The following is a 23,862-nucleotide window of genomic DNA, read 5'->3' on the forward strand; positions in this document are numbered from 1 at the left end:
AAATTTTGGGACGGGCTAGAAGCCCATCCCACAAGAAAAAAGATTTTTGTGGGATGGGCTTCTAGCCCGTCCTAACTATTTTTGCAAGAGGTCTATTATTGTGGGATGGGCGTCCCGCCCGTCCCGAAAAGACGGGCGGGACGCCCATCCCACAAATATGTATAAGTTATTAACTTTTCGTTCCTAAACTCCAAACTCGCACTCCAAACACTCAACTTTTTTGTCCGATCGCGTGCGATCGATTACCATCATAAAAAAAGGTTTGTAGTAAGGTTTGTAGTGCGGACTTCAGTCCGCAAAATACCGCGGACTTCAGTCCGCACTACGAACGGCTGGTTAATCGATCGCACACGATATCAAGTTTGCACTTTAAATTCTTCGGGCGCTATTCCCCAATTTACCCAGCTAATTGCTTCTTTAGCCGTTAGCAATTTTGGCGGCACTCGCAAAGCGTGAATGTGTCCCGTACTCGGACAAGTCATCTTCAACAAAAATATTGGCTCTATGTCAACATCATTCTCAATTTTCAACAAAGTATATTCTTGCCAAGTATCCAATTCTATTGCTTGCAATTCTTGACAAATTTTCGGATAGCCGATCGCCCCAATCAACACTCGCCGCACTTCCGCATTCTTTTCTCTTAGCAGCCATGAAGCCTCCCAAGACTCCGGCGCAACTTGACCGATGCTTTCGGGTAACAGCACGCCACGATAAGAGTATACTCTGAAGTTGTCAGCAAATTCGATGGCGGGCTGACATAAAGCGTGGAGCAAATATTCGCTGTCAAAATTAATTCTTCGCGGGCGATCGCACACAAAGCACTTTTTCTCAAACGGGTAAATCCAGCCGCAGTTTTCGACTAAGGCTTTAAAGGCTGAGTACAAAGAGCGATCGCACTCCAATCCTAACACCTCAATACAAAAATCTACCCAACTTCCGTGACAGGCCGAAAGTTCGGATAAGATCCAGTTATTATTATAGGTTATATTGACAAAAAATTGGTGAAATCTGCTGCCCAACTTCTTTGCTAATTTGGCATAAACTTCGTCTTTAACGTGAATTTGGAATTGACTTATCAGTTGAGCATATAGCGGGTTATAGAGTTGGCTGTAAATCTGATTTTCCAGTTTCCGGTCGAGTTGACTTCTTAATGTATCGTACAATTCATTATGAATTTTGTCTCGAATTTCGCTACCAGTTTCCAGACCCGAATCGCGTATCCTTAGCCGTTCAAGAGCTTCCAAAGCTATGTAAGGGCTGTCACAGAAAATAATTTCCGGTTCGCCCAAGCCGATGATGTTGTAGGCGGTGTTGATGGCGGCTGTCGCGATCGGGCGATCGAGTGGTGCGATCGACAGTCCAATTTGCCGCCACTTTTCGCGATAAATGGGAGTTAGCGCTGTTTGTTCGGGAGTTAGTGCGATCGTTGGTACTTTCATCTTGTTTTATTTTCGATTGAATAATTAATTTAGTGCGATCGTTAGGACTTGATTCCTCAAAAATAGAGAAGGACTGAAGTCCTCACTACAAACCTATTTTAGGATAGTAATTATAGCGGTTCTCAAAAAAGTGAGGTATGCCTGCGATGCCTATGCCCTATGCCCTAAACATCATCATCAATAATTAAATTATTTCCTTTTAATTTAAGAAACCGCCAGACAACCCCCGAAGTTACACAGCCAAATACGGCAGGGATTGAGTTTTTTTGGCGTTCGTTAAATAGCTGAGCCGCCACCATTTGTGCAGCACACTGCGGCAGACAAGATTCTATTTCTCCGCCTTTTGTTTCTCTAAGTGCAAAAAATGGAACTTTAATTTCAAAATTCAACGGTGTCCCAGAAAGTAGAAAGTCGCATTCTCCATGCAATCCCTGAGAAACATCTACATCAAATGCCCAACCGGAAAAAACAGAAAATTGTCTGTGATTTTTTTCTCTAAATTCTAACAAAATAGGAGAAATAATCCGTTCGGAACGTTCTTTTGCTGTTGTTACAGCAGTGTTAGAACTAATTTCGAGAGCTCTCCAAAGCCATTGGGATGGTTCTAAAGGAATAATTTTGGCACTCAAAATTGGACTGAGTGACATCTCCAATCCAAACCGCTCTTTTAATTGTTGGAAAGTGAAGGTTCTGTAGGACATATTTATCAGATAACTCGTTCAACAGTTGACAGTTGACAGTTGACAGTTTGAGAGCGACCTCTAACTAGAAGGAAGAGGATTGGAGTAATGAATATTATGATTTTAATTTCTCTCTCAAAGGGAGAGGTTTTCAACCAATTCTTTATGGTGAAAATAAACATCACTTTGAGATAGAAATCGAGTTGAAAAATGATAAACTAGCTTAAATAGTAAGGGAGCATCTCATTTTTATAAAGAGCATTTTTTTATGTGAGTGATGTCCCCCATCCCACGGGTTAGACAAAGCCCGGGCGATCGGGGACAGCACTATAAAGACAAAACTGAGAGGCTCTCAATAGCAATCCTTAAGGAATTTGTGAACGTCTCTCTTTTTTCTATCTCGCGACGATAAGTAAATCCTGATTTTTTCTTCCTTCTTTTTATCCTGAGCGACTTGTCAGCCAGCGTAGCCGAAGCGAGCCTTCTTCTCTCTGGCATCTTTCCAGGAAGTATCGAGCGCGCAAAGCATTTGTAGTGCTTTTCTCAGCTCGCAAGTCATTGACAGTTGACAGTTGACAGTTGACCGACTGAATGCCTAATGACTAATGCCCTAATGCCCAATCCCTCCGCTTCGCTTCGCCCAATCCCTCCGCTTCGCTTCGCCCAATGCCCAATGATTAATGACAAAAAAGAGATGCTCCCTCTTCTCTCTTCCTTCTAAACATTTAACCACTGAAGGAGTATCTTGGGCGCTGGCAACAAAATAATTAACAAAAGCCCGATCGCCAGCAACCCCAAAAAATCTCGCCTATCGTCCAATTCGCTGACATCATTCAACGCAGGTTCGTCGTTGAGAGGCGTCAAAAACAAAATAATTGCCCACAACAGCAAACCCTGTTCCAAAAAAGAAAGCAGCAGCATACAAATTCTGGCAAATTGCCCGATCGCCATACTCGCCCGCTGGCCAAACATCGCGTGTACAATATGCCCGCCGTCGAGTTGTCCCACAGGCATTAAATTAAATGCAGTCACGATCAAACCCAAATAGCCCGCCACCGCTACCGGATGCAAATTAATCGCAGTTTCCGCATTGAAAGCGCCGCCCAAGGTTAACTTGCTCAACAAAGTCATCAGCAGCGAAAATTTCGGACTAAAAGAGTCAAAATTTAACATTCCCGACTTGTCAGACAGCGGTACAATTGTCGAATGATCCAAACCCCAAATCAACAACGGCACTGTCGCGACTAAACCCGCCAGCGGGCCGGCAATACTGACATCAAATAAAGCTCGGCGGTTGGGAATTGGACTCCGCATTTGAATGAATGCACCAAAAGTTCCCAAGAAAAAAGGAACCGGAATAAAATAAGGCAAAGTCGTGCGAATTTTGTAGAATCTGGCAGCTAAATAGTGACCGGATTCGTGAATTCCCAAAATTGTAATGAGAGCCAAGGAATAAGGCAAACCCTGAAGCAACACATACGGGTTGGACTGCAAAATTTTTTCAGTGACTCCGGCAATTTGCGAGCCGACAATTGTAGTCGTAAACACCGTAATCAGCACCAAAGCTAATGCAAAAAATGGCCTGGTTACAGATTCAGTTTTGACCGAAGTTTCCCCGGATTGGTGGCTGGGATTGGGAACTATGGCAAAAAAAGGTTGACCGCTCAAGCTATTTTGAAAGATGACTAAAAAGCGATCGCCAAAATGCTTCTGGACATTCTCCCGAATCGCCTGATAAGCCGCCTCCGGGTTCGTACGCAACTGTCCCCGACAAATGACAGCCTGCGCGCGAAATTCTAAATCTTGCAAAAAGTAAATTGACCAAGGAAAACAATCGCGCAAGCTCGCTTCTTCCTCGGAATCGATCGGGCGCAGGGGCGGTTTGGGCTCTGTCGGTTCACTTCCAGAGCCTGCTATCTGCTCAGCCGTGGAGGCGGTAATTTGCTTGCGCCCCAACTGTACCAAAAACCAGTACAAAAAAGGGCAAACCAGAAAAGGTATAATTACCAACTCGGGCGGTACTTTTTTGCTCGCGCCGTTAACTAAAAGCCAACCGCTCCAAATCAGCGCCGGCGCCATCATTACCAGCCACAGCAGCCATACCGGAGTTCGCGTGATGCGGCTGGTGCTGCTCTGCAACAAGTAGTAAGAGATCAACCCCAATACAAGCAACCATAGTAAAAAAAACATAATATTTATTCCATGCCTCTGAATATATCCTTGAAACAACAGACTTCAGTCTCCAAACAGCCCAGGCTCGTGCTGGAAAATATTTTTGCTTTCCCACCTAACCGGGATACGCTGGGTGCGACAGCTTATTTCATTGTAGAAAACGAATCGAACATCCTGGTAGATTGTCCCGCTTGGGATGAGATTAACCTAGCCTTTTTGCGGGAAAACGGCGGCGTGCGGCTGCTGTTTCTCACCCACCGCGGCGCGATCGCCAAGGCGCGGGAGATTCAGGAAGCCACGGGCTGCGATATCCTGATTCAAGAGCAGGAAGCTTATTTGCTCCCAGGATTGCAACTGACGGTTTTTGAGCGAGAATTTGCTGTGAGCGATCGCATAAAAGCATTGTGGACTCCCGGCCACTCTCCTGGTTCATCTTGCCTTTATGATACTGGCAGCGGTGGAGTGTTGTTTACCGGCAGACACTTGCTCCCCAATCGAGAAGGCGCTCCGGTACCGCAGAGAACGCCAAAAACTTTTCACTGGCCGAGGCAAATTAACAGCGTGCAGTCAATTATCGATCGATTTTCGCCTTCGACTCTTCAATATATCTGCCCCGCTGCGAATACTGGTTTTTTGCGGGGAAAAGGATCGATCGATCGAGCTTTTGAGCAATTAACTAATCTGGATTTAACAGTTTGTTTGCAGAATCAAGAACACCGGGCGGTTGAAACCGCGTCTATACAAGCAAAACCCGCCTCCGCGGGTTGAAGGAGACGGCGGTTTCAACCGCCGTCTTATCAATCGCGTATTGGGTTGAAATTACCTTATTTTCTTCAGTCCACGGAGGTGGACATTGTTTCTGTAGACGCGGTTTCAACCGCCGTTTTATGTTATTCCGCCGATTATTACCGCCGATTATTAGGGCCGATTATTACCGCCGATTCTTATGGAAAAAACCGAAAAACAAAAAATGCTCGCCGGCGAATTGTATCTAGCTGCGGATGAACAATTAATTGCCGATCGCCAGCGAGCCCGCCGCCTCGCCAGAATCTACAATTCTACCCGCGAAGACGAACCTGAGAAACGGTTAGAAATCCTTGGCGAATTGTTCGGTGCAATCGGCCCCAAAATTGAAATCGAGCCGCCTTTTTACTGCGACTTCGGCAGCAATATTTATGCGGGAAACGGATTGTACATGAATTTTGGCTGCGTGATTCTCGACTGCAATCGAGTTAACATCGGCGAAAATTTGCTGTGCGGCCCCAACGTGCAAATTTACACTGCTTTTCATCCCACCGATCCGGAAATCCGACTTTCTGGCCGAGATCTCGCCTCTGAAATTAATATTGGTAATAATGTTTGGATTGGCGGCGGAAGTATTATTTGCCCGGGAGTCACTATTGGCGACAATAGCACGATCGGCGCAGGCAGTGTTGTTGTCAAAGATATTCCCGCCAACGTCGTGGCGGCGGGGAATCCTTGCCGAATCATCCGGCAGTTGCCTTGATGTGGTAGGATCGACTAACTGGCGCGATCGGCTTTTTGGAGCTTTAAACAAAAATTTTAGAGACTAGAACCGCCAGTTTGAGATTTTTCAGGTAAAATCCCCCGAAAAAATCTCCGGCAAAAATCTCAAATCGCTTAATTTCTCCCTCCCGGTTTCTCCACTACCAACCTTTTCTTATGACGACTGCAACAGTTTATCCCAGCGCACCCGAACTCGGCACCGACGACTACATAGTAGTGGGTTTAGCCACCTGCTTCATCAAAGAAGAAGGCGAAGTTCATCAAGTAAAAGTAATCGAACCTATCCCCTCAGCAGCTTTGCAAGCAATTGTCAAGGGAATTCCCACATCTTATGAAATGGCTTGGGGGACGACTTTAGGCTCGATACTCGACGGCGAATCACCCAAAAGGCTGCCGGAATTCCCCGCCGAAGCTCAGTTTAGCGAAGAATTTGGCTTTCGGGCGATCGCCGCAGCCCGCACTTACAAAATCCGCCCCGAGGCTCAAGTTCACATTCCCTTAGGAACAGTTCGCAACGACTTTACCTATTCCTTAGAACGCAAAAGAGTGCTGAACACCGAGCGCGTCATTCGCACTGAAGACAATGTGAAACAGCACGAACACACTCACAAGGTTCTATAAATAAATCGCCAAACAGCAGCTATTTAGCACCGCAAAAAGTTTTGAGATTTGAATTAAAGATTTAACAACAAATTTTTCGTTCAACAATAACTCAAAACTTTTAATATTTTATGATTGCGGCAACGCCATACATATCAATGTAGGGTGCAGTCCGCACCTTATCTAATTGCACAAAAGCAATATATTTCAACATTACCAAACCAGTCAATCCACCTAATTAAACATAAAATATGAGTGGCTAACAAAGCTGGCTGTGTATTCCCTCTCTCTTCTTCCTTCTTGTTCCCTCTTCCTTTTTTTGACGCTCGCGAATCCGAATGGCATCTGCCTTCTTGCCTCTCTCTTCTTCCTTCTGACTGATGAAAACTGTCAACTGTCCCAGATTTACTCTTTTTTTCAACATCGGGTGCTTGTGGGCTATCTTGCCCAATTGACATAAATTATTAATAGCAGTTAACAAAACTATGAAAAATTTGAATAATTAAATTGTTGAATAAATATTGTAGTTTCTCAAAAATATGGTAGAATCTGATTCCAGTCAGACAAGGTGAGCGGGCCGGCGGGAAAAAATTCAAAAATCCCCGCAATTATTGCTAGTAGTTTCAGACTGCTGACAGGCGGGCAAGTTCATCGCTGGTGAGCTGAGAATTTCAATCTCACAAATTGGTCAAACCATGGGAAGCTTTGCGAAAGTGAAGTGGTGGAAATTAACTCAACTATTGCCAGCGAGATTTAAGGGCGAATACGATCTGCGCTACAAAATCGCGTTGTTAATTTTGGGCGTAACAATTATGGCAGCTAGCATCGCTGGTTGTATCAGCTATCAAAGGGTTCGCCGCTTGATTGTCAACAATTTAGAGCGAAATGTTTTGTTAGAAGTTAAGGAGCGCGGTAATAAGATCGATCGCTGGATCGGCACGAGAAAGACTGAGCTCGAAACCCTTGCTAACACTCCTCCGGTGCGATCGATGAATTGGTCTGTGGCAGGGCCTTATTTAAAATCCGAAGTAAATCGACTGCAAGACTTCAAGCATTTCGCATTAATCGAACCAGATGGTTCTTATTATACCACAAAAGTTGGCAGAGCTTTGATTAACGTTAGCGATCGCCAACACTTCAAAAAGGCAATGGCTGGGCAAGTATATGTTTCAGATCCTACCATTTCTCGCACGCTCAAAAAACAAAGTATTGTTCCCATTTCGGCTCCGGTGTGGTCAAATTCTCAGGAGAATCAACCAAAAAAGGCGATCGGAGTAATGAACGGTGTCATTACTATCGACAGAATTGGGGAAGTAGCGGGAAAGCTGGAATATGAGGCAGGAAGTTACGCTTTTGTACTCAATTCTCAAGGAGTGCCGATTGTCCATCCCGACACTCGGTTAATGGGAAATATTGACAAAGCTGCTCCCAGTCTTTTAGAGTCCGCAGATCCTAATTTGGCGAATGTAGTCCGGGAGATGGTTTATCAAAAAACGGGCATTGTACTGACTCAAATCAACGACGCCAGAGTTTATGTTGCCTATCTTCCTTTAGAACAAGCTGAATGGTCGATCGCCCTAGTAATTCCCAGCGACAATCTCGAAAAAGAACTGTTCGCCTTAAATAGATTAGCAGCAGCAGCCACCGGACTGTTCGCCGCAGCTATTTTCGCGGTAATTGTGGCACTGAAACTGTTTTCCCAAAAGTGCATCCGCACTCGCGCAGAAGCCCTTCTCCACCGATTGACAGGCCGCATTCGCGCTTCCTTGGAGCTCGATCGCATCCTGCAAACTACAGTAGACGAACTCGGTACTTTGCTAAAGCTCGATCGGGCAATTTTCGGCTGGTACGACCCGCGACAAGATACTGTAGAATTTTGCTGGGAATATTGCCGGGAAGGTTTACCGGGGCGCTTGGGAATCTTCGGCGCCCAAACAGGGCCCTCTGGAGATTTAGCTGCACGGCTGCATCGGTGCGAAACGATACTTCTCAAGAAAACCTCCGCCCCCGATGCCACAGACTCTCAGGAAGCAGTGCATCTCGAACTCACAGACAGCCACTACGCAGCAGTACCCGTACTGACTCAGACTAATCGGCTGGGATATCTGTTCGCTTGTGCGAATCGGCGGTTTGCGACTCCCGACGAAGTGGAAGTTTTGGAGGCAATTGCAGACTCACTGGCGATCGCAATTTCCCAATCCCAACTCCACGGGCAAATTCAAGAAGAACTCAAACTTTTAGAAGAAGTATTAGCACAACTCAGAAGAACCGAAGAGCATTTAGTACAAAGCGAAAAAATGACAATTGTCGGTCAACTCGCCACCGGAATTGCCCAGGAAATTAACAACCCAATTAACTTTATTTACGGCCGTCTGATTCACGTCAACGATTATCTCAATAATTTGCTGAAGATACTTCGCCTCTACCGCGAACAATATCCCACACCTGTGCCGCGAATTGCCCAAGAAATAGAGAGCTTCGACCTAGATTTTATCAGCGAAGACTTGCCACAAATTCTCAACTCTCTGAAAATAGGAACCGATCGCATACGCCAGAGCATCCTGGCTTTGCGGAACATTTCACTTCCAGATGAACCCAACAAAGAACGCGCCAACCTTCACGAAAGCATCGACAATATTCTACTGTTGCTCGCTCACCGACTGGAGAAAAAAATATTAGTAATCAAGGAGTACAGCAACCTACCACCAATTTTGTGTTATCCCGGTCAACTGAGCCAAGTATTCGCTAATATCCTCAGCAAGGCGATTGATGCTGTTAACAGGATTGACAAATTCGATCAAACTATTACAATTAAAACAGATATTGTCGAGCATTCAACAGGCAGATTTATTGCAGTATCGATCGCCCACAACGGTTCCCGAATTCCGCCGGAAATTCAACAGAGAGTATTTGACCCATTTTACCATACTAAATCATTAAAAAATTTTACAGGATTGGGGCTGTCGGTTTGCTATAAAATTATTGTAGAGTTGCATGGCGGGCGCATGACAGTTCAATCTCCAGTTCAATCTCAAATTCAATCTCCAACTGAAGGCGGTGCTGAGTTTATAATAGAATTGCCGATATTTTGAGCGGGTATTCCGCAGCCTAGGAAACCCGCCACAAATCTTGTCGCTCACCACAAAAAGCTTCATATCGGTTAGTAGTGAGGACTTTAGTCCGCATTCATGAAGGACTGAAGTCCTCACTACAAACCTAATTCTAAATTCTTCACCAAACTTGATATGATAGGATTAGGGGAATAATAAAGGAGCAGCCACAGCAAACAACCAACCTCCCATCACCAAAACTTCTACAACAATTAATACGATATTTCTGTTCATTTTTTCATTAAGAGCGATCGGACTATTATTCTTGTTACCATTTTTTACGGATTGGTTATTGAAAAAAGTCTTCTTCACATTTCTAGTCAGAGCAACTTCTGCTTCAGCTTCTGCACTAATTGGCTGACATTCTTCACTTTCACCACAAAGAAGAAAGAAATAAGAAATAAATAAAATTTTAATCCCCAATCCCCAACTTACCTAGAATTCAGAGTGACAGGTTCCTGATAATTAGAAGTGTAACCTGGTAAAACTTTTATACTCGGTTGGGCGACTCGTAACGTTAAAGAAAGACGAACTTTGCCACTTCTATTATAAATCGAACGATGTACAAGTTGATCGGTAAATAAAATAAACTCACCGGGTTTTAAAACTACCGGAATCGCCTTCTCTTCAACTTCATTGGGAACTCGAAAAAAATGATTCCCACTAAAGAAATCGGTAATTTTGACTTGACATTTTTTGAGGTCACTTTTCGAGATATATTCAAACCCGTTTGTCTCCGTTACTTCTGTTAAACCAATATAAATATTAATTGTTTTTCCCTCCCCAGTCAGTAAATTAGGATAAATATCTCGATGCCAAAAAGGAATTAATTGACGCGAGGGATAATTGACCCATAATTCTGACCGCCATAATTGTAAATTGTCTCCTAAATAAGCTGTCAGTATTTTCAATAAATTATCATCTTGACACAGGTGCAACACCGCAGCCGAATCTAAATGTCTTTCCATATAGAATTGGCCTTTGTAACATTGAACCAGCAGTAACATAATTGAACCAAATTGGCACCTCAAAAGGGCTTTTAATGCCTGAGTCAATAAAACTTTAACGGGCGGTTTTGGTAAAACTTCCTTAAAGATACGATCGCAAATAGTCGCGAGTTCATCCTGATTCAACTTGAGATCGTAAGGCCCCCATATCCCATCAGTAGCATCATAATTATTTCTTTGTTTCTGGACGGATTGATTGCAGCCAGTCCATAATAAACTTTTTTCCCATAACTGTTGGCATAAATCATTATTTTGTGCTAATACAGGTAATGTTATTTCTTGTCCTGTTCGACCTAAAAATTTACCTGCGATCAACTCAAATTCTGGAGAATTTGCACATAAGAGACTGCTATAAGCTCCGTTTTCTGGACTAATTCCTAAACCGAGATATTTGCTCAAACGATGACCGATGGTAATATTAGATTGGACAAAACCTGGATGAACTGCGTTAACTGTGACATTGGTTAATTTTTGGGCAAGTTGTCTGGTTAAGAGCAACAGGCAAAGTTTTGACTGGTTATATGATTCGATAAAATTTAAGGGTGTTTTTTTGACAAATAAATCCCAGTTAATTTGAGTTGGTTTTAATGCTAAATCTGAGGAGACGAAAATCACGCGACTTGAGGGAAAATCTGGTATTTTAGATAATAATAAATAAGTCAGAAGAAAATGACCTAAATAATTTGTTCCCCAAATCAACTCAAATCCTTCTTGAGTCATGCCTCTGGCATCGAATATTCCGGCATTATTGACGAGGATATGTAAGGGCAAATTTCGGTCTTGAAATAGCTTGACACAGTGACGCACTGACTCTAAGGAGGCGAGATTTAAGGGTAAATATTCTATATTGGGATTTCCAGTGGTTTCACGGATGTAGGCGATCGCGCTTTTAGCTTTTTCTTGGGAACGACAAGCAATAAAGACATGATGTCCTAATTTAGCTAAACCTAAAGATGTCATTAAACCCACACCGGAATTACCACCTGTAACGAGACAAACTTGCATAAATTAATTGATTTTTGAGGTTGTTGGGAGTTATTATAGCCTTTGTCAGAAAGATGAGGTACGTTGTTGGGCTTCAGCCCTTCTTAGTTTAGTGGTTTTATAAGCTGTCAGTCATACCTCATTTTTTTGAGAAAGGCTATAGCCTTTCTCAGAAATATAAAGTATAGCTGACTATAAATGGAGTTTTTGATTCGGCATTGCTTACTAGATAATAAATATAAGAGGGCTTAAGCCCAACAACATACCTCATTACCTTTACGATCACTTGTTAAATAGTTTGGTCTGTGGTGATTTTACCAGAAATAATGCACAATCAATGGGTTCTCGATTAAGAGCGATCGACAAAAGAGCGAATTTTCCGCCACCAAACAGCCGGTGAATCCTCCGGGCGGTATTTGCGATCGAACATCGACAAAATTAGGGGCCAACCTCCCACCTTCGCACTCATCAACAAGTGTATTAGCAGACAAAACACCAATACCACCCAACCAGAGAGGTGCAAATAATACCAAACCTGTGTCAAATCCCCAGCCGGCAGCCATTCTTCCTTAACCATACTGCCAGATGCGATCGCAAAAGTGAGCGCTAACAACATCAAAGTATTCACAATCCGGTGCAAACTGTACCACCAAATCGGTGTTCCCAACTGCGCCAGTTTGGCAAAAGAATCTTGCTGCACCAACCGTCTTTGACCTGCATGGAAACTATACAATGCAAAAGCTGGCATCACTCCTAAAATTAACAGCTTGCCAAAAGTGCCGTGAATCCCGATAATGTCTGCAATCCGAGGCACGGGGACTTTCCCGAAGCGCCCGTCATAGGTGTTGTACACTATAAATGCGCTCAAAATTGATAAAAGGGCGATCGCAGCGTTAGCCCCGTGCAGTAATCTCAGCAGCAATGGTTGGTAAGGTCGAGATTGTGGCATTCTGAATTTTGTGACTTGATAAATAGTCTGCCATATAATACAGCTAATCCCGGCATTTTTCAACAGTCAATTGTGAAACAAATGTGACGTAAAAATGAATGAATTATGAAATATTGCTATTTTACTAAAGTTTAGTGTAAACTAAAACAGTCGATTAGAATATTGTAATTATAACATCTCATAGTTAACAAAAATGGATGGCAGAATCTTGTTTTTACACTTAACAGAAGTGCCATTAGTTATGGGTCAGTAATCGGTAGCGCTGTCCCCGGCTCGCGAACGTTATTAGTCATTAGTCAGTAATCGGTAGCGCTGTCCCCGGCTCGCGAACGTTATTAGTCATTGTTTTGCAAGAAGCATTTTTTATGGTAGGTAGTGCGAGCTTAAGAGCTCGCACTGTAAATGCAAAACTGAGATGATCCCGTAACATCAGCATTCTCAGAAGGTTCTAATTTCAAATGGCTAATTCCCAATCAACAACTATCAACTGACAACTATCAACTATCAACTATCAACTGTCAACTGACCAAAAATGCTATAACAACAATATTGCATTACAAGGATAAAAATTCCGTGCTAAAACTTTACGGCCAAGGTCGCAGTAGGGCCTCAATTGTCAAGTGGTATCTCGAAGAAATAGCGGTTCCTTACGAATTCGTCTTGCTGGATATGCAAGCAGCGGAACACTTGCAGCCTGAGTTTCTGGAAATTAACCCGATCGGCAAAGTACCAGCTATTGTGGACGGAGATTTTAAACTTTGGGAGTCCGGGGCAATTTTGCTGTATTTAGCTCAAAAATATGGTAAGATGCCGGACACTGTGGAAAAACAAGCCGAAATCGTGCAGTGGGTCATCTTTGCTAACGCCACTCTCGGCCCGGGAATATTTGTCGAAGCCAGCCGCGATCGCGAAACCCCGAAATTGTTACAACCATTAAATAGCATTTTCGAGAAACAGCAGTTTTTAATGGGCGATGAATTCGGTGTCGCTGACGCAGCAGTCGGATCGATGTTGATTTACATTCCGATGATGCTACAAGTCGATCTCAGTCCTTACCCGGCTGTTTTAGATTACATGAAGCGCATCTCAGAAAGACCGGCATTTAAAATTGCGATGGGCCAGGGCTAAACATAGCATATCAAAATTATTCAGCTCTCTGGGCTCTTTCTCTGCGTTCTCTGCGGTTAAATAATTCCAAAATAACCGTAAACGAGATCGGCTCAAAAACTCAACAGCTAAAAGCAGGGGCAATTGGTAAATTGCCCCTGCTTTTTAATGAAATGAAACTTATCTGAACCCGACAGCCGCTTGCCAGACAAAAGCCAGCAGCAAGAAAAACACGGGAATCACTGGCAAAACATTAATCAAAGGATCAAAGATCGCATAAGCTTCGGGGAGTTTAGCCAACAGTAATGCAGCTTCCATGAATCAACCTACCTATCCAACACAATTTTAATAATTGTCGCATATCTTCACCAAAGCCAATCAAGATCGATCGACAGTTGGTGCCAGCCAGTGGGCAAACTCTTCAGTAAATCGATCGGCCAAAATCGCCTCCCGCATCCTCCCAGTAAAGCGAATCAACTCTGTCACGTTGTGCAGCGCCAGCAAAGTATAGCTGAGTGCTTCCTTAGCCCGCGCCAAATGTGCCAAATAAGCCCGGCTGAATTTTTGGCAGGTATAGCAAGGACAAGACTCATCCAGCGGAGCAAAATCCTCCCGAAACCGAGCATTTTTCAAATTCCAGCGTTCCCCACGCACAAAAGCCGTGCCGTGACGGCCCAGCCGAGTCGGAATCACGCAGTCAAACATATCTACGCCACTCGCCACAGCCAAGGCCATTTCGCGATAGGTGCCAATCCCCATCAAATAACGGGGTTTATTTGCCGGTAACAGGGGCGCAGTAACTCTCACAATATCTGCGATCAAATCCCCCGATTCGCCGACGCTAACTCCGCCGATCGCATAACCGGGCAAATCCAAGTCTACCAACTGGTTCGCCGCGCGCGATCGCAAATCTGGGAAAACGCCCCCCTGGACGATACCGAACAAAGCTTGCTCCGGGCGTGAGTGAGCTTGCATACAGCGTTGCAGCCAGCGGTAAGTGCGATCTGTGGCCGCCTCCACCTCGTCCCGTGTAGCGGGGTAAGGCGGACACTCATCGAAGGCCATAATCACGTCAGCGCCCAACTCGTTCTGAATCTCGATCGACTTTTCCGGCGTTAAATTAATGATGCGGCCGTCGCGGGGAGCTCGAAAAGTCACCCCATTCTCAGAAATAGTCCGCATTTGGCTCAAGCTAAACACCTGAAAGCCACCCGAATCCGTCAGAATCGGGCCAGGCCAAGCCATGAATTTGTGCAATCCGCCCGCGCCGGCGACAATCGCTTCCCCGGGCTGCAAGTGCAAATGATAAGTATTTGCCAAAACCATTTGAGAACCTGCGTCCTCAAGATGTGCCGGTGTCAAGGTTTTGACATTAGCCAGCGTCCCCACCGGCATAAATTTAGGCGTTTCCACAATACCGTGGGGAGTCGCAAAAACCCCTGCACGTGCTTGGGTATGGCTGCAATTAGCCTGACATTTAAAAGAAAATTTTGCCTTGTCTTCAGTCATTAGTCACCGTCGATCGTTAACCGCTACTGGGCAGTCCGTGTTATGTAATCTATTGTTGTTGACATCGCGACAAAAAAAACCATGACCCCGCCCAAAAACGGAGACAAGTTTCCGACAATCGTCGTGGAGAGCAAAAAATTTTAGACCTTAACTCTACCTCCCAGATTCAAAGCTGCGAGGAAATCTAAAATCTAAAATCTAAAATCTAAAATCGACTGACTGACGATTAAAACGGAGAATCATCCTCATCCAATTGCAGATCCCAATTTCCTGAGAGTACCTGATCGACTACCGCATCTAAAGCCGCAGCATTTAAATTCCGGGCGACTTGTTCTTGCAAGGGATTGGAGAGAGGAATTAACCGCAACTGCCGTCCATCTTGCATCAGGTCAAAATAAGAACCTTCTTCTGGGGACTGTTTAAGTTCCAGGTAATCAAAACTATATACGTTCAAATAAAGCGCGTGGTTGGCAATCAGGGTAGAACGATCGGGGTTGGCGAAGACTTCGAGCACATAACCTTCCCCTTCGCTGTAAATCTTGCCATCTTGGATGTGAAGGTAGCGGACACGTCCTAAATCAAACAGCAATCTTTTGATATCGCGCTTGTTGACGACAATGCCTGTATCGATGATGCAAGGAGCAACTACCCTGTTATTTAATTGGTCACTCATGGAGCAAAAGCCTCTGTTGTAATATGTTCCCGACTTGGAAATCAGGGAGTTAGCTAGAATTCTGGATACGGGAAACGCGGATCTTAAGTTTAGCCATTTTAGATTGGGATCTTCGGGATCGCTGCCGGCAGAGGTTTTCCGGGGAAAAGAGCTCGGGCAGGAGGAATGCCCGATCCAAAGGACTAGGCTGTTACAATTCCAATTCTGGCACAGGCTAATGGATTAGCAACCGCATACAACATGAAAAATTTTCTACCTTATCAAAAAATTGGGTTGAAAACCCCGTCCTTATAGGACGGCTTTTTGCCATTGTTAAGTAAAATAACAAATCCATCTTCACAAATGAAGATGGTAGAATAAACAGATCAGACAAGATTTAAAAACCTACCCCCTCCCGGTGGGAAAGTCTACGCCTAAAACATTTTTGAGGACATATGATTACGCACTTAAGCGTGCAAACGTAGTCAGCCTGGGAACCCTAGCAATAGGGATATTTTGACAGAAATGTCTTAAGAATCCCCGTACCTTGATAGTCGGGGAGTGTCAATATGGATGATAAATTGGTTCGCTCTACGATCGACTTTTTCCGGAATCAAGGTGCCGCCATCGCAGCGGCCGTCGCTTTTTATACTTGCTTGCCGGTACCGATGTCTTGGACTTTGGAGTTTCGGGGCATTGCTCGCTTGGCACCGGCGATCGGGCTTTTGATTGGTGGGATGCTGGGACTCGCGGATTTTGGGTTGCAGTTGTTGGGTATGCCTGCTCTGACTCGATCGGCATTGGTGGTAGTTTTAGGCATCGCGGTGACTGGCGGGCTGCACCTAGACGGGGCGATGGACGCGGCGGACGGGCTGGCAGTCCCCGACCCGGTTCGCAGGCTGGAAGTGATGCGGGACAGCGTTACAGGGGCTTTTGGAGCGATGGCTGCGATCGCGATCGTCCTGCTCAAAACTGCCGCGCTCTCGGACTTGAGTAACTATCGGTGGTTGGCTTTGATGGGTGTGGCGGGTTGGGGGAGGTGGGCCCAACTGGTGGCGATCGCCCGCTATCCGTATCTCCGCCCGGAGGGGAAGGGAGCTTTTCATAAAGAATCGATTTATTCACCTTTTGATTTTATCCCAGGAGTGCTGTTGCTGCTGAGTTTGAGCGTGTTGCAAGTTGTCTTGGAGGGCGATCGCTGGCTGTTGGCAGTGGGGATGGCTTTGGGGGGAAGTGCGATCGGAATTTTTGCCGGAGCCTGGTTTAACCACCGTTTGGGCGGCCACACGGGCGATACTTACGGTGCTGTTGTTGAGTGGACTGAGGCTTTGTTGTTATGTCTGTTGGCGGCATTGCAAGGTTAAATTGTTTCTGAGTTAACAGCACCATTCTGGATCATCCAAACGAAAAAGCTGAGGATTTGCTCGACTGGGGGCAGAGGATAGACGGATAAGTCGATCGTCACAATTTGGTTTTCGAGTTTGATAAATTGCCATTGAATGCCATTACTCACGCTCCCATAGATGATGGGGATGTTTTTTTCTTTGGCTTGATTAAAGCGTTGAGCGGCAACCATTTCGGCAATACATTGACCCAATCCGCTTTTGAGGTCGGTCTTTTTAGCTTCGACAATTACAACGGCGGGGGCTTCAATTTCTAGCACTTCGGACGATCGCGCCAGCAGAAAATCAAACACTCCATTCAGTCCGACAGCTTCGTCGATCGTGAAATCTTCGCCGGAGAAAAGGCTAATTTGGCGATCGAGAATCCGCCTCACTTCCAGCAGCACCGGATAGATAATCCCTTCCGATCGCGCTTTTTCACTTCCCGATGTAGCGACGATGGGGAGGCTATCTTGGAGGGTGCCGCTGAGGATGTCTGAGGGTGCGATCGGGCTTAGCGGAGGTATAAAGCGAGTTCCTTCTTGGACTGTCAGACCGAAAGCTTGTTTCGCTTTGGCGATCGTAGTAAATTGACTGTATGGCATAATTTTTTATCCTTCACGATTATAAATTTTGTTTCGGTTTAAATTACGGTATAAATTAAGTTAAACTCTAAAATAGTTACTTTGTTATCGATTGTTAAAACTATTACTTGAGTGCCGAACTATCCGGCTGCCGAAAACTAGAATAGGCGGAAATCCGAACTCGCATCTGATGTATTTTATCCTGCCTGCTGCCAATTGCTGCGTTAAATTAGATAAAGCTAACCTCAATTTGTGTAAAAGCTATGGAATACTTGATTGCTGCGATCGTCCTCGGAATGCTAATTTGGGCTGGGATCGAGATTGTCCAAACAGTCCGCAACTGGGAACCGAATCAATCTGAGTTTAACAAGAAGATGCAAGCCGAAATGGGCCAGTACGAAGCTAATGGTTTTGTAGCTGACGGCGCGATCGACTCTGGGGCGAAAACAGTCGGACACGCACTCCACGCCAGCCACTGTGCCGCCGAAGCCGCGGGTTGCGAAGCTACTCCAAGTGCGATCGCCCATGCTGCTGAAAGCTTATCGCACCTGCTGCACCATTAATATCATCTCAAAAGTCACGACGACAATTAAATAAGTTCGTAGTAAAGACTTCAGTCCTCTCTCCTTTGATGAGGACTGAAGTCCTCACTACAAACTTTATCGCAGTATTTATGCTGGTTGACTAAAAAATCCCGGTTTTAAATGAATGGAAAATGCAGCACCAAATTTTCCATTCATTCTCAATCTTTACGCTTTAGCCTCAACCCAAACCGTCATCCCCTCAACCCTCAAACCTTTGCCGCGAGTGCCGCAATATTGACCGTTAGAACCAACAGGAGTATCACCCACATTTTGAATGTGAGCGGTGTAAAATACATCGTAATTATCAGCTTTCACCCCAGTCAGCCGTGCTGCAAATCCTTCAATGCGCTTGGCTTTACCCCGGAAACCGGCTAATTCCCCTTCCTCAATCCAAGCAGTATCCCCAACTCCTTCAACATGAGCCATGTACTGCAAATTTAAACCGGGAACCGGAGGCTCTATTTTAATTTGAAAACCTTCGACTCGGCGGCCTTGAGCTTTAGTACCGGCGTATTCTTTATCGCTAAAAGTGCGATCGCCAATTCCTTGAATGTGCGCCAACACTTTCAAACCCACAGGCCCCACAACTTGAGCACTCGCAGACGGCCCAATCCAAACCTTGATCCCTTCTATTCTCAAACCTTTGCCGCGAGTGCCGCAATATTCGCCGTTGGAGGATACGTTGGTGTCACCGATATTCTGAATGTGAGCAGTATAAAATACGTCATACTTATCAGCTTGCGGCCCGCTCAACCGCACGGCAAATCCTTCAATTCGTTTCGCTTGACCGCGAAAACCGGCTAATTCCCCTTCGCCAATCCAAGGGGTATCGCCAACACCTTCGACATGAGCCATATACTCGACTGTTAAGCCAGGAATTTGTGGCTCAATATTAATTTGAAATCCTTCAACGCGGAGGCCTTTACCTTTAGTGCCGGCGTATTCTTGAGCGCTAAAAGTGCGATCGCCAATTCCCTGAATGTGCGCCAAAACTTTCAATCCCAAACCGCCCTCTACTGGCACTTGTTGAATCTCGCGAGGTGCCCCAAACACAATGTTGCCGAAACCGGTTGCTTGGAGGGATTTAGGTACTTCCACGCTAGGAACGATAATCACCTCGTGCATGGGCGCCGTCGCGGCGGGGGATTCCAAAATTTGGATTTGTGGTGCAACTGTAACTTGTTTCGGCGCCGCATTTCCCGAGGGGATGATAATAACTTCCGGTAGAGGTTCGGTGCTGATTTTTGGTTCGGTTGCTGCTTGAAATACGGGCTCGACTTTCGCAGGTGCTGCTTTTACCATCTGCGAAACGGTTAATTTGCCTCTGGAAATGGCGACGGCTATTTGTTTCCCAAAAGCGGCGCTGACTGTTTCTTCGAGGATCACCCACTGTTCGTCATCTAGTTTGTCTTGCTGCTCCACCAGGGCGAGCACTGCTGCAACTGGGTGTTTGCCGCCCACTAAGGATTCTGCGTCGGAATGCAGTTGAGTTGGGGCGGATTCGGAAATGGCGCGGTGAAGTTCCCGAGCTCTGCCATGAACTGATTGTAAGGGCGCGAAGTCGCTTTGTTCGCGGTGGGCGATCGCCAATACTCGATCGAGCACTTTCAAAGCTGCATCGCGAATTCCTGCTTTACCAGCGGAAGCTGTGGCTGTCTCGACTAAGTTTTGAATGTCTTTGAGGGAAGCAATTTCCCCTGGGGCGAGGGCGGATTTATTGAGTTCGAGTGCTTTTTTTTGGACTTCTGCAAAGTTTCGGCTGTAGGCGCTAATTTCTTGAAGTAAGCTGTCCGAGGGAGGAAAGCCCGAGTCTTGCAGTTGTTTGGCTGCTTGGGAGAGTCGATCGGCTAAATTAGCATAAGTTTCCGATAATCTGGCTATTTGTTGTAACAAATCTTTAAGTGGTGCTTCCATAGTCTTGCCGTAAATATTTAACTTGCTGATTATAGACGGTGAGAGCCTTCTGAAGGTAGAAGGTAGTAGTCATGAGTCATGAGTCATCAGTCATGAGTCATGAGTCATGAGTCATGAGTCATCAGTCATTAGTCAAAGGGAATAAGAAAAATGCTCCCCCCTCTCCCCCTCTCCCCCTCTCCCATCTCCCCCTCTCCCCTCTCCCCCGCGTGATCCATGTCACACCCGTGCAAACACTTAGTCACACTTTGCGAGTCCGGCTGTCACGGCCGGCCATTAAAAATGTCACACAAATTGAGCAATAGCCGTCACTGCGGAGTCAGTGAAAACCGTTGATACTGAGGCTATTCAACAAATAAAACTCCCAAGTGTTATGGTACTGATTCGCGATCTCGCCCAACAAGCTCTGAGCCTAGGTTATTTAAGTCTGGAAGCCGAAAATCAACTGCGGCGGATGTTAACCACCACAAAGTATGACCTGGAAGACTTAAATGCTTTTATGAATTTGCAACTAGCAGCCATGTCCGGCTTGGTAAAACAAGAGTCTCGCGAACTCAAACAATTTGAAATATTTGGGGAGACCGCCTCGGAAACTGCTTGTTGGTAATTATTTTGCTTTGGACACCTTGAATTTTAGTAAGGAACATTTCGATCGTGCTGATTCGTGAAGTTGTAAAACAAGCTATTGACGCTGGATATCTGAGTTTGGAAGCGGAAAATGAAATGCAGCATATTTTTTCCTCGTCAAAGTGTGATTTGGAAGATTTGAATGCTTTTATGAGCTTGCAGTTAGCTGCGATGGCGGGTCGCGTGCGGCAAGAGTCTTTGGAATTGATAAGTTTGCCCACTATTTATGGAAAAAATTAATCCTGTTTATTCAGTCTTTGGGCTGGATAGACAGTGATTATTATGCCTAAAAATTAACTAATATTATAAGTGGATTTTCCCCCTAATTTTTATTATAACGCAATACCGTTCACTTAAGGCAGATTCGCCCTAATCCCCCGATCGAAGCAGTGCAGTTTTATTGTCGTAAAAATAAACTTTAAACTACCGAAAGCATCGCTCAAAGGTCGGATAGCATCTGGGATGCAACTGTTATATAAATAAAAGGTACGTAGTTGGGCTTTAGCCCTCTTTTTATATAAAAAGAGGGCTAAAGCCCAACTACGTACCTAATTATAACGATGATAACTTATCAGACATAATACCCATGAAACCTTTCACAAAATTAACTTATTTATGGCTAGATGATGATCTAATCGCAAATAAGACTTGTCCCCTCAAACCAGAGTCTATCTGTCACTTTTAACGGCTGCAAAAAAGTACAGAGCCACGCGAGTTGGGCGATCGACTATTTGGGACGACTTCGACGCTCCAATACTTTAATTACTGCTATATAAATCCTAGACAAGTCTAGTCATTACTTCTCGTTTCATCGGGGGCATCGGAGCGGCTATCCCTCAACGAGCTTTCAAGGTTAAGCCAACCTTGATATGTTCAGACTGGCATTCAGATCGCGATCGATAGATATGCCACACGAACAACAATCATACGTGCGTTTTTTAAGCGGCATATCTTGAATATTCCCACAACTAGAGCAAGTTTTAGAACTTGGGTACCACCGACTAATTATCATTAGTTCGGAACCAAATTTTCGACACTTATATTTTAGTTGTCGTCTGAATTCATGAAATCCACAGTCAGCAATTGCTTTAGCCAACCTATGATTAGCCATCATTCCTGCTATGTTTAGGTCTTCAATTACTACTTTCGCGTGGTTTTTGCTTAAATAAGTAGTAACGTGATGAAGAGTATTATTGCGGAGATTGGCAATTCGACTGTGTTGACGAGCCACTTTCATTCTCGCTTTAAATCGGCGATTGCTGCCTTTCTTTTTTCTAGATAGTTGTTTTTGCAGTCGCTTCAGTTTCGCAGCCTCTTGGTAGTAATACTTGGGATTTTCAAACACAACTCCTGTCGAAAGTGTAGCTAAAGTTTTCACGCCTAAATCTACACCAACAACTTCATATTGTTTGGCTATTACTTGCTGACTCTGCTCGTAAGCAAAAGATAAATACCAGTCATCAGCAATCCTAGAAATTGTTATTTTAGAAGTAGTAACATTTGGCAATCCTTCAAACGTCCGAATCCAGCCAATTGTAGGCAATTTAATCCTTACCCCGCCAACTCTCATCGGCTTGCCACCAGCATCAAGAGTGAAAGCATCGTGTTGAAACTTCTTTTTAAAATGGGGATAAGCACCCAGTCCTTTAAAGAAACGATCGAACGCATTACCTAATTGGTCGAAAGCATATTGAGTGATCTTTTGACAAATCCCTTTTTCTTTAATCCATTCCAGCTCTGGCTTGACGTAATTATTGAAAAACTTTTTGAGAATATATTTGTTGGGCTTTAATCCATCTTGGTACAAGTTTTGCCAAGTCGCCAAACCCCAATTGTAAGTAAAACGAGCTATTCCAGCGTGTTTACTCATCAATTGTTTTTCGGCACTTGTTAATTTTAACTTTGTCTTGATTGATAACAGCACAAGCATCAATTAAATAACTTTCTCAATAGTACGCTTTGTCGTCTAGGTTTGTCAAGTGTTTCTATTACCTTATTTGTCTAGCCTTTGTCAACCTCCCATCCAATAATTCCGCCAACAAACATGGCTAAGCACAACCTTAATAGTATGCCTAGCCAATTATCGGGAGACCACAAGTTTGCGATCGACAATGTTTTGCTGCAAATACTTAATCGGAAGATTTTAATATTACCGCAGCACGATGTCCGATCGCAATCTGACTGATAAATCTTCTTCCGGGCGAATCACGATCACGTCAACACTGCGCCGCCCCAACAATACTCCCGCTAATGCGCCGATGCCAGCGCCTCCCAATACTTCTTCAGTGGCAATTGCCTTGTCCCCGGTAATGCCTGCTAGGGCTGCTGCTGCTGCTGCGCCTAATGCTGCACCTTGCGCTACTGAACCTGTGCCGGCACCTTTTTGAACTCTTTCGGTTCTGGTAATAACTCCGGAATAGCCATCAATCCGATAGCGTTGGCGGCGGCTGACAATTAACTCTCTGGCAACAAATTGAGTACCCCTTTGATTGCCCCTTCTAACCGGTCGCAATTCCCCGACAATTTGGCTGCCTGCGGGGATTAATACTCTTCCTTGATCTGTGCGGATGTCTCGCGATACGGTTAAAGTTAAAGGTGCAGTTTCATCGCGGGTAACAACAATTTTTTCTTTTTCGTAGCTAACTGGAATTACACTGCCAGACGGAATTCGGATGCTATCATATTGTGAAATTCGTTGTTGAGCTTCTGCGGGAGTAGCTACCACCAGAGGCGCGCTGGTTGCAACTGTAATGCCTACTGCGAGGATTGCTGCTGTTGCTGAGCGCCATTTGTGAGAAGTAATCATATAATTTGTCTCCTTGGTTTTGTTTTGTTTTACTTAGGAATGTACTACTGCTAAATCTGTTTCGCGTTTCGGATTCATTTGATGTTTTAATGATGGCAGGTAGAGATTCTGCAAGTTGGGAAGATAAGGTAGATAATCAAGAATTTTTAATTTTGGCAAAATCTCGAAAATTGGCAAGGCTGGGGCGATCGGGAAGATAAGGAAGATAAAGGAGAGATTGGGATTCATC

General features: G+C 44.8%; 24 protein-coding genes. 9 read left to right on the forward strand and 15 right to left on the reverse strand.

The features are described from left to right. Nucleotides 1-356: 356 nt before the first annotated feature. From JGK20_RS05270 to JGK20_RS05280, 3 genes are all read right to left on the reverse strand, one after another. Nucleotides 357-1,439, reverse strand: a complete 1,083-nt coding sequence (locus JGK20_RS05270; RefSeq protein WP_293229656.1) for a DUF6745 domain-containing protein — start codon at nucleotides 1,437-1,439, stop codon at nucleotides 357-359. A gap of 164 nt (nucleotides 1,440-1,603) precedes the next feature. Further along, nucleotides 1,604-2,086, reverse strand: coding sequence for a hypothetical protein (locus JGK20_RS05275; RefSeq protein WP_293229658.1), 483 nt, complete (start codon nucleotides 2,084-2,086; stop codon nucleotides 1,604-1,606). A gap of 750 nt (nucleotides 2,087-2,836) precedes the next feature. Next, a complete protein-coding gene (locus JGK20_RS05280; RefSeq protein WP_293189890.1) occupies nucleotides 2,837-4,309 on the reverse strand; it encodes a site-2 protease family protein in 1,473 nt (490 codons plus the stop codon). A 30-nt stretch (nucleotides 4,310-4,339) separates the two neighbouring features. Between JGK20_RS05280 and JGK20_RS05285 the strand changes: the two genes are divergently transcribed. From JGK20_RS05285 to JGK20_RS05295, 3 genes are all read left to right on the forward strand, one after another. Then, a complete protein-coding gene (locus tag JGK20_RS05285) occupies nucleotides 4,340-5,059 on the forward strand; it encodes an MBL fold metallo-hydrolase (RefSeq protein WP_293178475.1) in 720 nt (239 codons plus the stop codon). 178 nt (nucleotides 5,060-5,237) lie between these two features. Beyond that, a complete protein-coding gene (locus JGK20_RS05290; RefSeq protein WP_293178472.1) occupies nucleotides 5,238-5,798 on the forward strand; it encodes a sugar O-acetyltransferase in 561 nt (186 codons plus the stop codon). Between the two features lie 176 nt (nucleotides 5,799-5,974). Further along, a complete protein-coding gene (locus JGK20_RS05295; protein ID WP_293178469.1) occupies nucleotides 5,975-6,439 on the forward strand; it encodes a hypothetical protein in 465 nt (154 codons plus the stop codon). A gap of 238 nt (nucleotides 6,440-6,677) precedes the next feature. Here the strand turns inward: JGK20_RS05295 and JGK20_RS05300 are convergent, their stop codons facing one another. Beyond that, entirely contained in the window at nucleotides 6,678-6,842 is a 165-nt protein-coding gene (locus JGK20_RS05300; protein WP_293178467.1) for a hypothetical protein, read from the reverse strand. 289 nt (nucleotides 6,843-7,131) lie between these two features. Here JGK20_RS05300 and JGK20_RS05305 point away from each other — a divergent pair, with 289 nt between their 5' ends. Further along, nucleotides 7,132-9,510, forward strand: a complete 2,379-nt coding sequence (locus JGK20_RS05305) for a cache domain-containing protein (protein WP_293189887.1) — start codon at nucleotides 7,132-7,134, stop codon at nucleotides 9,508-9,510. Between the two features lie 162 nt (nucleotides 9,511-9,672). On the opposite strand, the gene JGK20_RS05310 is transcribed toward JGK20_RS05305, so the two are convergent. The 3 genes from JGK20_RS05310 to JGK20_RS05320 all read right to left on the reverse strand — a co-directional run bounded on the left by JGK20_RS05310 (nucleotide 9,673) and on the right by JGK20_RS05320 (nucleotide 12,468). Further along, on the reverse strand, nucleotides 9,673-9,951 hold the full coding sequence (locus JGK20_RS05310; protein WP_293189885.1) for a hypothetical protein: 279 nt from the start codon (nucleotides 9,949-9,951) through the stop codon (nucleotides 9,673-9,675). Between the two features lie 8 nt (nucleotides 9,952-9,959). Then, complete coding sequence (locus tag JGK20_RS05315) at nucleotides 9,960-11,540, reverse strand: SDR family NAD(P)-dependent oxidoreductase (RefSeq protein WP_293189883.1); 1,581 nt, start codon at nucleotides 11,538-11,540, stop codon at nucleotides 9,960-9,962. Between the two features lie 328 nt (nucleotides 11,541-11,868). Beyond that, nucleotides 11,869-12,468: a cytochrome b/b6 domain-containing protein gene (locus JGK20_RS05320; RefSeq protein WP_293196486.1), complete on the reverse strand. Its 600-nt coding sequence runs from the start codon at nucleotides 12,466-12,468 to the stop codon at nucleotides 11,869-11,871. Nucleotides 12,469-13,041: 573 nt separating this feature from the next. Between JGK20_RS05320 and JGK20_RS05325 the strand changes: the two genes are divergently transcribed. Beyond that, nucleotides 13,042-13,596, forward strand: coding sequence for a glutathione S-transferase family protein (locus tag JGK20_RS05325; RefSeq protein WP_293178452.1), 555 nt, complete (start codon nucleotides 13,042-13,044; stop codon nucleotides 13,594-13,596). 159 nt (nucleotides 13,597-13,755) lie between these two features. Here the strand turns inward: JGK20_RS05325 and JGK20_RS05330 are convergent, their stop codons facing one another. From JGK20_RS05330 to JGK20_RS05340, 3 genes are all read right to left on the reverse strand, one after another. Further along, on the reverse strand, nucleotides 13,756-13,893 hold the full coding sequence (locus tag JGK20_RS05330; protein WP_293149949.1) for a photosystem II reaction center protein K: 138 nt from the start codon (nucleotides 13,891-13,893) through the stop codon (nucleotides 13,756-13,758). Between the two features lie 60 nt (nucleotides 13,894-13,953). Beyond that, nucleotides 13,954-15,084 carry a tRNA guanosine(34) transglycosylase Tgt gene (gene tgt / locus JGK20_RS05335; RefSeq protein WP_293178449.1) on the reverse strand — a complete coding sequence of 377 codons (1,131 nt, stop codon included), beginning with the start codon at nucleotides 15,082-15,084 and terminating at the stop codon, nucleotides 13,954-13,956. A gap of 226 nt (nucleotides 15,085-15,310) precedes the next feature. Further along, the gene (locus tag JGK20_RS05340) at nucleotides 15,311-15,757 is read right to left on the reverse strand and encodes a hypothetical protein (RefSeq protein ID WP_293219733.1); all 447 of its coding nucleotides are present in this window, start codon (nucleotides 15,755-15,757) and stop codon (nucleotides 15,311-15,313) included. Nucleotides 15,758-16,305: 548 nt separating this feature from the next. Here JGK20_RS05340 and cobS point away from each other — a divergent pair. Further along, nucleotides 16,306-17,100, forward strand: coding sequence for an adenosylcobinamide-GDP ribazoletransferase (cobS, locus tag JGK20_RS05345; protein WP_293178443.1), 795 nt, complete (start codon nucleotides 16,306-16,308; stop codon nucleotides 17,098-17,100). Here the strand turns inward: cobS and JGK20_RS05350 are convergent. Further along, nucleotides 17,097-17,723: a hypothetical protein gene (locus tag JGK20_RS05350; RefSeq protein ID WP_293178440.1), complete on the reverse strand. Its 627-nt coding sequence runs from the start codon at nucleotides 17,721-17,723 to the stop codon at nucleotides 17,097-17,099. The genes cobS and JGK20_RS05350 overlap by 4 nt on opposite strands. Before the next feature lie 242 nt (nucleotides 17,724-17,965). On the opposite strand from JGK20_RS05350, the gene JGK20_RS05355 reads away from it, so the two are divergent. Further along, entirely contained in the window at nucleotides 17,966-18,265 is a 300-nt protein-coding gene (locus JGK20_RS05355) for a hypothetical protein (protein ID WP_293229661.1), read from the forward strand. Nucleotides 18,266-18,451: 186 nt separating this feature from the next. Here the strand turns inward: JGK20_RS05355 and JGK20_RS05360 are convergent, their stop codons facing one another. After that, a complete protein-coding gene (locus JGK20_RS05360; protein WP_293229664.1) occupies nucleotides 18,452-20,200 on the reverse strand; it encodes a hypothetical protein in 1,749 nt (582 codons plus the stop codon). Nucleotides 20,201-20,573: 373 nt separating this feature from the next. On the opposite strand from JGK20_RS05360, the gene JGK20_RS05365 reads away from it, so the two are divergent. Next, the gene (locus JGK20_RS05365; RefSeq protein WP_293149962.1) at nucleotides 20,574-20,807 is read left to right on the forward strand and encodes a hypothetical protein; all 234 of its coding nucleotides are present in this window, start codon (nucleotides 20,574-20,576) and stop codon (nucleotides 20,805-20,807) included. A 44-nt stretch (nucleotides 20,808-20,851) separates the two neighbouring features. Continuing rightward, nucleotides 20,852-21,067 carry a hypothetical protein gene (locus JGK20_RS05370; protein ID WP_293149964.1) on the forward strand — a complete coding sequence of 72 codons (216 nt, stop codon included), beginning with the start codon at nucleotides 20,852-20,854 and terminating at the stop codon, nucleotides 21,065-21,067. 613 nt (nucleotides 21,068-21,680) lie between these two features. On the opposite strand, the gene JGK20_RS05375 is transcribed toward JGK20_RS05370, so the two are convergent. The 3 genes from JGK20_RS05375 to JGK20_RS05385 form a co-directional block, all read right to left on the reverse strand. Further along, the gene (locus tag JGK20_RS05375; protein WP_293178428.1) at nucleotides 21,681-22,757 is read right to left on the reverse strand and encodes a transposase; all 1,077 of its coding nucleotides are present in this window, start codon (nucleotides 22,755-22,757) and stop codon (nucleotides 21,681-21,683) included. A 219-nt stretch (nucleotides 22,758-22,976) separates the two neighbouring features. After that, nucleotides 22,977-23,633: a hypothetical protein gene (locus JGK20_RS05380; RefSeq protein WP_293178424.1), complete on the reverse strand. Its 657-nt coding sequence runs from the start codon at nucleotides 23,631-23,633 to the stop codon at nucleotides 22,977-22,979. 33 nt (nucleotides 23,634-23,666) lie between these two features. Next, complete coding sequence (locus JGK20_RS05385) at nucleotides 23,667-23,861, reverse strand: hypothetical protein (RefSeq protein ID WP_293178421.1); 195 nt, start codon at nucleotides 23,859-23,861, stop codon at nucleotides 23,667-23,669. Nucleotide 23,862: the final 1 nt, after the last annotated feature.

The sequence above is a fragment of the Microcoleus sp. PH2017_05_CCC_O_A genome, from assembly GCF_020738785.1.
In the GTDB taxonomy this organism is placed as follows: domain Bacteria; phylum Cyanobacteriota; class Cyanobacteriia; order Cyanobacteriales; family Microcoleaceae; genus Microcoleus.